Raw genomic sequence first — 5,763 nt, 5'->3', positions numbered from 1 at the left:
AAAGATGGTGCTCGTTTGACCCTCTTTTTGCCGAGTGGAACGAGTGAAAAAAAAGAGCAGGACGTAGAATGAAGGGGGGCAGCGGTGTTGTTCCGACGTGCCCATCATTCGGAGAACTGCTCTAAGGAGCTGCCGGGTGATGATGGCATGATCGCCCCGAGCGGACTTGCAAAGCTGCGAAGCAGAGCGAGTCGCCAAAAGGACCTCTGGGCACAAGTGGAGTGGGTGTGGGCGCTTTCCCCAGATATGCGCAACTGCAACCGGCAGCTTCTTATGACCCGACCAGCGCAATTTTGGCCCCGCGCTGCACCCACAAGGTGCCGTCTGGCATGGTCAGCAGGGCGGGGGCATCGCTAAGGCTCACGCTGACCTGTTGACCAGCCGGGCCGGAGGTCGTGGCCTGAGTGACCTCGTCGTAAGCGGCATTCAGCCCTGCCGAGAGCCACCCCAGCAAGTCGGGCAGCAGGGTGTCGTCGCTCAGGTGCAGGTGCGACAAATCCAGTTCGCCATTCTCGTCGAACAGGGCCAGCAACGCCTTTTGCCGCTGCTGCTCGGCTTTCAGGGCGTCTCTGGCGGCCCGCTTCGCCTCACGGCTGACCTCGCGCACGTCGGCGCTGAAGCGCTCTCTCTGCTTGCCCAGCTGCACGGGGGTCAGCAAAACGGTTTCAGTCGGCTCGGCCCAGGCATTTTGCACCGGCTCCCCGCTGCCGCCGCCTGGCACGTGCAGTGGCGCGGATACGCCCAGCGTACGCGAAAGCTCCTCGCGGGCCAGCCCAACCGTGCTGTAGGTGTCGAGTCGAACCGCCAGAGCCGCAAGTTCGGCGGCCCGGCCTAGCCCCAGCTCGCGGGTACGGTGAACCGCGTCTACGAAGGCCAGCACCCGCGTCACCGCCCCCCGCAGCGCCGTGATGCCGTATTCCAGCCCGTCACCCTGCGCCGCCGGACGGGTGAGCCAGCCGCGCCAGCCTGCCCATTCGCGCCCGGTCAGGCGGGCGGCCTGTTCCTCGTCCAGCACGGCAGCGCCACGGGTCAGGCGTCCGGCGCGGCTGCGGGTCAGGGTAGACAGCAGCAACTCGGCTTCAGCTTCGCTTAGCCCGGCCACCGCGTCGCGCAGCCTGCGCCCCGGCCCGGCCAGCTCCCCGGCCAGCCGCTCTACATACGAGCGCACGGCGTCTTTGAACTCCAGAAAGTCGCTCAGGTCTTCCAGGCTCAGCTTGCGTTCCAGATTGAGCGCCAGCGAACGCACGTCACCCGACAGCGCGGTGAAGTCGCGTTGCAGTCCCGTCCAGGCCGCCTCCAGTTCCTCGGTCTGCCCGAAGCGCAACAACTCCAGCACGCGCCCCCACTGCATTTCCAGGCTGCTGACAATGCCCGCGCCCACCGCCACAGTTTCCTCGGCGGCGTCCAGACCGGCTTCGATAAACCCCTCAATAGCGAGGCCGCGCGGCGTGGCGTAGTAGAGGTTACGGCGGCGGGCATATTCGGCCAGCGAGTCCACCCGGCTGGTGTCGCGCCGCCGCCCCAGGTTGCCCCAGCTGACCAGCTGCTCCAGGTCAAGCTGCAAGCCCTCGGGCGTCAGGTCACGCAGCCCGGTCTCCTGCGCCCGTGAAAGAATTTCCTCTGGGGGCAGGGTGTGTTGCTGAAGCAGGTGCGCCTCGTAAAAAAGCCGCATCAGCACGCGGTACACGCTGGCGGTCTGGGCGGTCAGGTAGGCAAATTCGCGCAGGGCGGGGAGGTGCATCGGGGGTAGTTTAGCGGGCGCTGGGGCCAATGTGACGGCGGGTAAAGGCGCTGGTGTGGAGGAGGTTGGGTGGGTTGGTCATGTTGAGGGTACTCCTTGCGGCAAAGGTTTTCTAAAAGCGTAGGGAAGTTCTATATACCTATACAGAGCAATAGAAAGAAGCGAGACAAGGCAAGTAGAACCTATAGAGAATATGTAAAATACGGTATTACTAAATACCCCGAAAAGCGAATAAAATAATATAGATAGGGCAGAAATAATAAAGCCGTGTGCCACATAAAGGCTATAACTTGCTGAGCCAAGTAAGATGGTAGGAGCGCCAAGAAAGACTCTGCCAATAATAGAAGTCTTTTCTATCTTAAGTAGTGCTAGAAAAGTTATAAAAAAAAGTGTTGGATGACTAGCTCCATAATAACTCTCACCACTAAAGCTAAATATGTGAAACAAAATGCTGCCTATAAATATAGCTCCCACTAAATACTGACTACACCTTAGCTCTTCAAAGTATTTAGAATTGTAAATTGTTGCTGACAAAATGCCGCTGGCAAACAAAGATATAAAAGGCCAATCCTTTGATAAGCCAATATCCAATATAGAAGATGTCAGTAAAACCAAGCTAGCCAGCGATGCCGTAAGCGTCAATGCATTTTTAAAACGCAAAAGAATGTATAGTACAGGTAGAAAGAAGTAAAATTTCCATTCATAAAAAAGAGTCCAAAAAACTCCAGTATAGGCAGGGCTTAGATGAGCTACACCGATATTCACTGATCTAAAATAACCCAAACCGAGAGTTTGGAAAACCTCTTTAATTATACTTGGAGAAAAGAAGGGTATCTGTATTAAACTTAAAATAATAAAGGGTACAGCGACAATTAGATAGGCGGGTGCCAAACGGCGAATGCGGCCTATAAAAAATTCAACAGCGTCAAATTTTAGGGGCTGTCTCATAGCCTTGTCCCAAAACAGGAAGGCAGTAATGATAAAAAATAGCGATACGCCACCCTGTCCTAGAAAAGTAGCCACTTTATCATCGGTAAGTGCCCAGCGACCTGTTACAACATATTCCCGAATAATAAAAGTGTGGCTTAGAAAAACAGAAAAGGCCAGGAAAAACCTTAGCCCATCTATCTGCCAGTATTTCGCAGGCAACTCTGATTTTTCTCTTAAGAGGCGGTCTCCTAGGCAAAATTTTGCACAAAACCAGCCCAGAATATAAAGAGGAAGAATAGAAATCAGAGTTATCATGCCCTGACTACTTAGTGCGCCTGCGCTTCGTAAGCCGCCGCGTCCAGCAGGTCGCCTTCTTCGGTGACTTCCATCTGGAACAGCCAGCCGCCCTTGTAGGGGCTTTCGTTGACCTTTTCTGGGTTGCCACTCAACTCTTCGTTGACAGCAATAATCGTGCCGCTAGCGGGGGCGTAGATGTCGCTCGCGGTCTTGACCGATTCCACCACGGCCACGGCCTCGCCCGCCTTGACTTCGCGGCCCACTTCGGGCAGTTCCACGTACACCACGTCGCCCAGTTGCTCCTGCGCGTAATCGGAGATGCCCACCGTGCCGTCATCGGCAAGCCATTCGTGGGAAGCGGCGTATTTGAGGTCAGTTGGAGTGTTTGTCATGGTAGGGCTCCTTTGTGGCGTCTGGGGGTCGAGGGGTTTAGGGGGTCAAGGGGTCTAGAGGCGGCTTGCCGAGTGCAGCTTGTGGCCTATAGACAAAAGATACGGGTTTTCTGCACGCCACAAGCCACGAGCTACGTGCTCTTGTAGAACGGCACTTCTACCCGCGTCGCCGCGTGGTCTTTGCCGCGCACTTCTACTTCAAAAGCCTCGGCTTCAGCGCTGGCGGCTTCCACCAGAGCCATGGCAATCGGGTGGCCCAGCGTGGGGCTGGTGGTGCCGGAGGTGACGCGCCCGACGACTTTGCCGCCCGCCTTGACCGGGTAGCCTTCGCGCACGGGTACCTTGTCCAGCTTGAGGCCAATCAGCTTTTGCGTGGGCGCTTGTTGCAGCGCCGCGCGGCCATAGAACTCCTTGTCCTTCACGACCCAGGTGTAGTGGCTGCTCAGCGGGTGGATGTCGCCGCCGAATTCGTGGCCGTAGAGCGGAAAGCCCGCTTCGAGCCGTAGGGTGTCGCGTGCGCCTAAGCCAGCGGGTGTGATGCCAGCGTTTAGCAGCTCGCCCCAGAGTTTCGGGGCATGTTGTGCATCCACGAACACCTCAAAGCCGTCTTCGCCGGTGTACCCGGTGCGGGCAAGCCTCACCTCTAGGCCAAACAGGTGGGCGGGGAAGTAGGCGTTTTTCTTTTTGGCGCTCAGGTCAGTGTCGCTGAAAGGTTGCAGCATTGCCGCAGCTTTTGGCCCCTGCACCGCCAGCAGCGCCCACTGGTCGGACTCGTTGGCGAGCTTTACGTCGTAGCCGCTGCTCAGCGCGTTCAGGTGCGCCCAGTCCTTGTCGATGTTGCTGGCGTTGACCACCATCAGGTACTCATTTTCGGCCACCATGTAGATGTAGATGTCGTCCACCAGCCCGCCCCGGTCATTGGGCAACCAGTTGTAGTGGGCGCGTCCAGGCTTGAGCTTGCTCACGTCATTGGGCGTGGCAAACTGCAAAAACCTCAGCGCGTCTGGCCCGCTAATTCTGAATTCGCCCATATGAGACACGTCGAACACGCCCGCGCCAGTTCGTACTGCTTCGTGCTCGGCTTTGACACCCGCGTACTGCACAGGCATGTCCCAGCCGCCGAAAGGCACCATTCTAGCCCCGACCTGCAAATGGGCCGCGTGCAGCGGCGTGCGCTTCAGCGGCGTCGAATCGGTTTCAGTCACAGGAAAACTCTAAGCGACAGGCTTCAGCGCTGTCCAGGCCGCCCGGACAAATCGGAGCAGCTGAACGGCTCCAGACCAATGGAGAAGAGCGGCTTGCCTTCTGCGGTCACCATCGCTCACTTTCCCCTTATGCCAGGTCGTTCAGCACATCTGTCAATTCCTTTTTTACACAGGTAAACATCGGCGTGTCCTGGAGGGTAAAGTTGCTGGCCTCGGTATAGCGCAGGCGGTGAACCAAATCTACAAATTCCTGCGGGTAGTCGCTGTCAAAACTGACCACGAATTCCTGGTCGTCTATGCCGTAGCTATAGCTGGTGTTGATTCGCACGCCCTTGAACGGTTCGGAAGCGTAGATGTGCTCGTCCATCATGCCCTGGCGAGCATGCGGCGTCAGGTCGTACCACGCCCGCGTCTTGATAAACGGGTAAATGAACAGGTATTTGCCTTGCCCCGGCAGGATTTCCATGCCGTGGCCGCTGCCTTCGACGCGGTTGACATACTGGCTGCGCTTTTGCATGGAGGTATAGGTCTTGGGCTGGGTCAGATAACCCATCAGGCGGGTGCGATTTACTCGGGCCTGGGCATCCTGAAACTCGCGTACGTCAAACGCAATGCGCCACAGCATAAAGTCCACGTCGCCACGCAGCCCGACCAGCGAGTAACTGCGCTGAATGTGCCCCTTTTCGGCGGGGGCGTCGCTGACCCAGCCCTCAACAGCGGCGGCAAACTCGGCCTTGATTTCGTCGCGCTCGGCCTGCGGCAGGCGGCGGAAGGCCGGGTCAAGTTTGAAAAAGCTGTAGTTCAGAAACTGACGGTTGGCCCGGTCGGGTTCCTTTTGCGTAACCTGCCCGCTGGGATCCAAGTCCACCATGCGTTTGGGGCGTCCGGGGCCAGCTTTGGGGGCGGCGTTCTGTGGGCCGGAAGGCTGCATGGTCTGGGCGGGTTGCTCAGGCGCGGGCTTATTCTGTTCGTCGCTCATAGCCTGCACTATTTCACCGCGCCGGGGGGATGTTTTACCCCGTCCGAACGGTCAGGCGTCGCCGCGACCAGCCCTGGCGGCTGCATACCTCTGGCCGCAGGTTCATCCTAAGCCTGTCTAGCACACCCTAAAATACCCCGGTTGCATATTGAAATCCGGACGAAATTCATTTATGCAGTGTTCCCAGCAGGGAATTCAGGGTTTGTTGGGGCGTCGGGG

At 57.7% G+C, this 5,763-nt stretch carries 5 protein-coding genes; all 5 read right to left on the bottom strand.

What is annotated here, in order from left to right; genetic code table 11:
• Positions 1-271: 271 nt before the first annotated feature.
• The 5 genes from QZ269_RS11585 to QZ269_RS11565 all read right to left on the bottom strand — a co-directional run bounded on the left by QZ269_RS11585 (position 272) and on the right by QZ269_RS11565 (position 5,496).
• Complete coding sequence (locus QZ269_RS11585) at positions 272-1,741, bottom strand: DUF2397 domain-containing protein (RefSeq protein WP_291426862.1); 1,470 nt, start codon at positions 1,739-1,741, stop codon at positions 272-274.
• Positions 1,742-1,819: 78 nt separating this feature from the next.
• On the bottom strand, positions 1,820-2,986 hold the full coding sequence (locus QZ269_RS11580) for an acyltransferase (RefSeq protein ID WP_291426861.1): 1,167 nt from the start codon (positions 2,984-2,986) through the stop codon (positions 1,820-1,822).
• 11 nt (positions 2,987-2,997) lie between these two features.
• Positions 2,998-3,360, bottom strand: a complete 363-nt coding sequence (gene gcvH, locus QZ269_RS11575) for a glycine cleavage system protein GcvH (protein WP_291426860.1) — start codon at positions 3,358-3,360, stop codon at positions 2,998-3,000.
• 131 nt (positions 3,361-3,491) lie between these two features.
• Positions 3,492-4,565 carry a glycine cleavage system aminomethyltransferase GcvT gene (gene gcvT / locus QZ269_RS11570; RefSeq protein WP_291426859.1) on the bottom strand — a complete coding sequence of 358 codons (1,074 nt, stop codon included), beginning with the start codon at positions 4,563-4,565 and terminating at the stop codon, positions 3,492-3,494.
• Positions 4,566-4,692: 127 nt separating this feature from the next.
• Positions 4,693-5,496, bottom strand: coding sequence for a chlorite dismutase family protein (locus QZ269_RS11565; RefSeq protein WP_291426863.1), 804 nt, complete (start codon positions 5,494-5,496; stop codon positions 4,693-4,695).
• Positions 5,497-5,763 lie beyond the last annotated feature (267 nt).

It is taken from the genome of Deinococcus sp., from assembly GCF_018260405.1.
Classification (GTDB): domain Bacteria; phylum Deinococcota; class Deinococci; order Deinococcales; family Deinococcaceae; genus Deinococcus.
The sequence above is the reverse complement of the archived record's forward strand: the minus strand, read 5'-3'. Positions and strand labels throughout refer to the sequence as shown.

Excerpts from the sequence above, each read along its gene's own strand:
- QZ269_RS11565 (WP_291426863.1), bottom strand. The coding sequence starts at position 5,496 with ATGCAGCCTTCCGGCCCACAGAACGCCGCCCCCAAAGCTGGCCCCGGA.
- QZ269_RS11585 (WP_291426862.1), bottom strand. The coding sequence starts at position 1,741 with ATGCACCTCCCCGCCCTGCGCGAATTTGCCTACCTGACCGCCCAGACC.
- gcvH (WP_291426860.1), bottom strand. The coding sequence starts at position 3,360 with ATGACAAACACTCCAACTGACCTCAAATACGCCGCTTCCCACGAATGG.
- QZ269_RS11580 (WP_291426861.1), bottom strand. The coding sequence starts at position 2,986 with ATGATAACTCTGATTTCTATTCTTCCTCTTTATATTCTGGGCTGGTTT.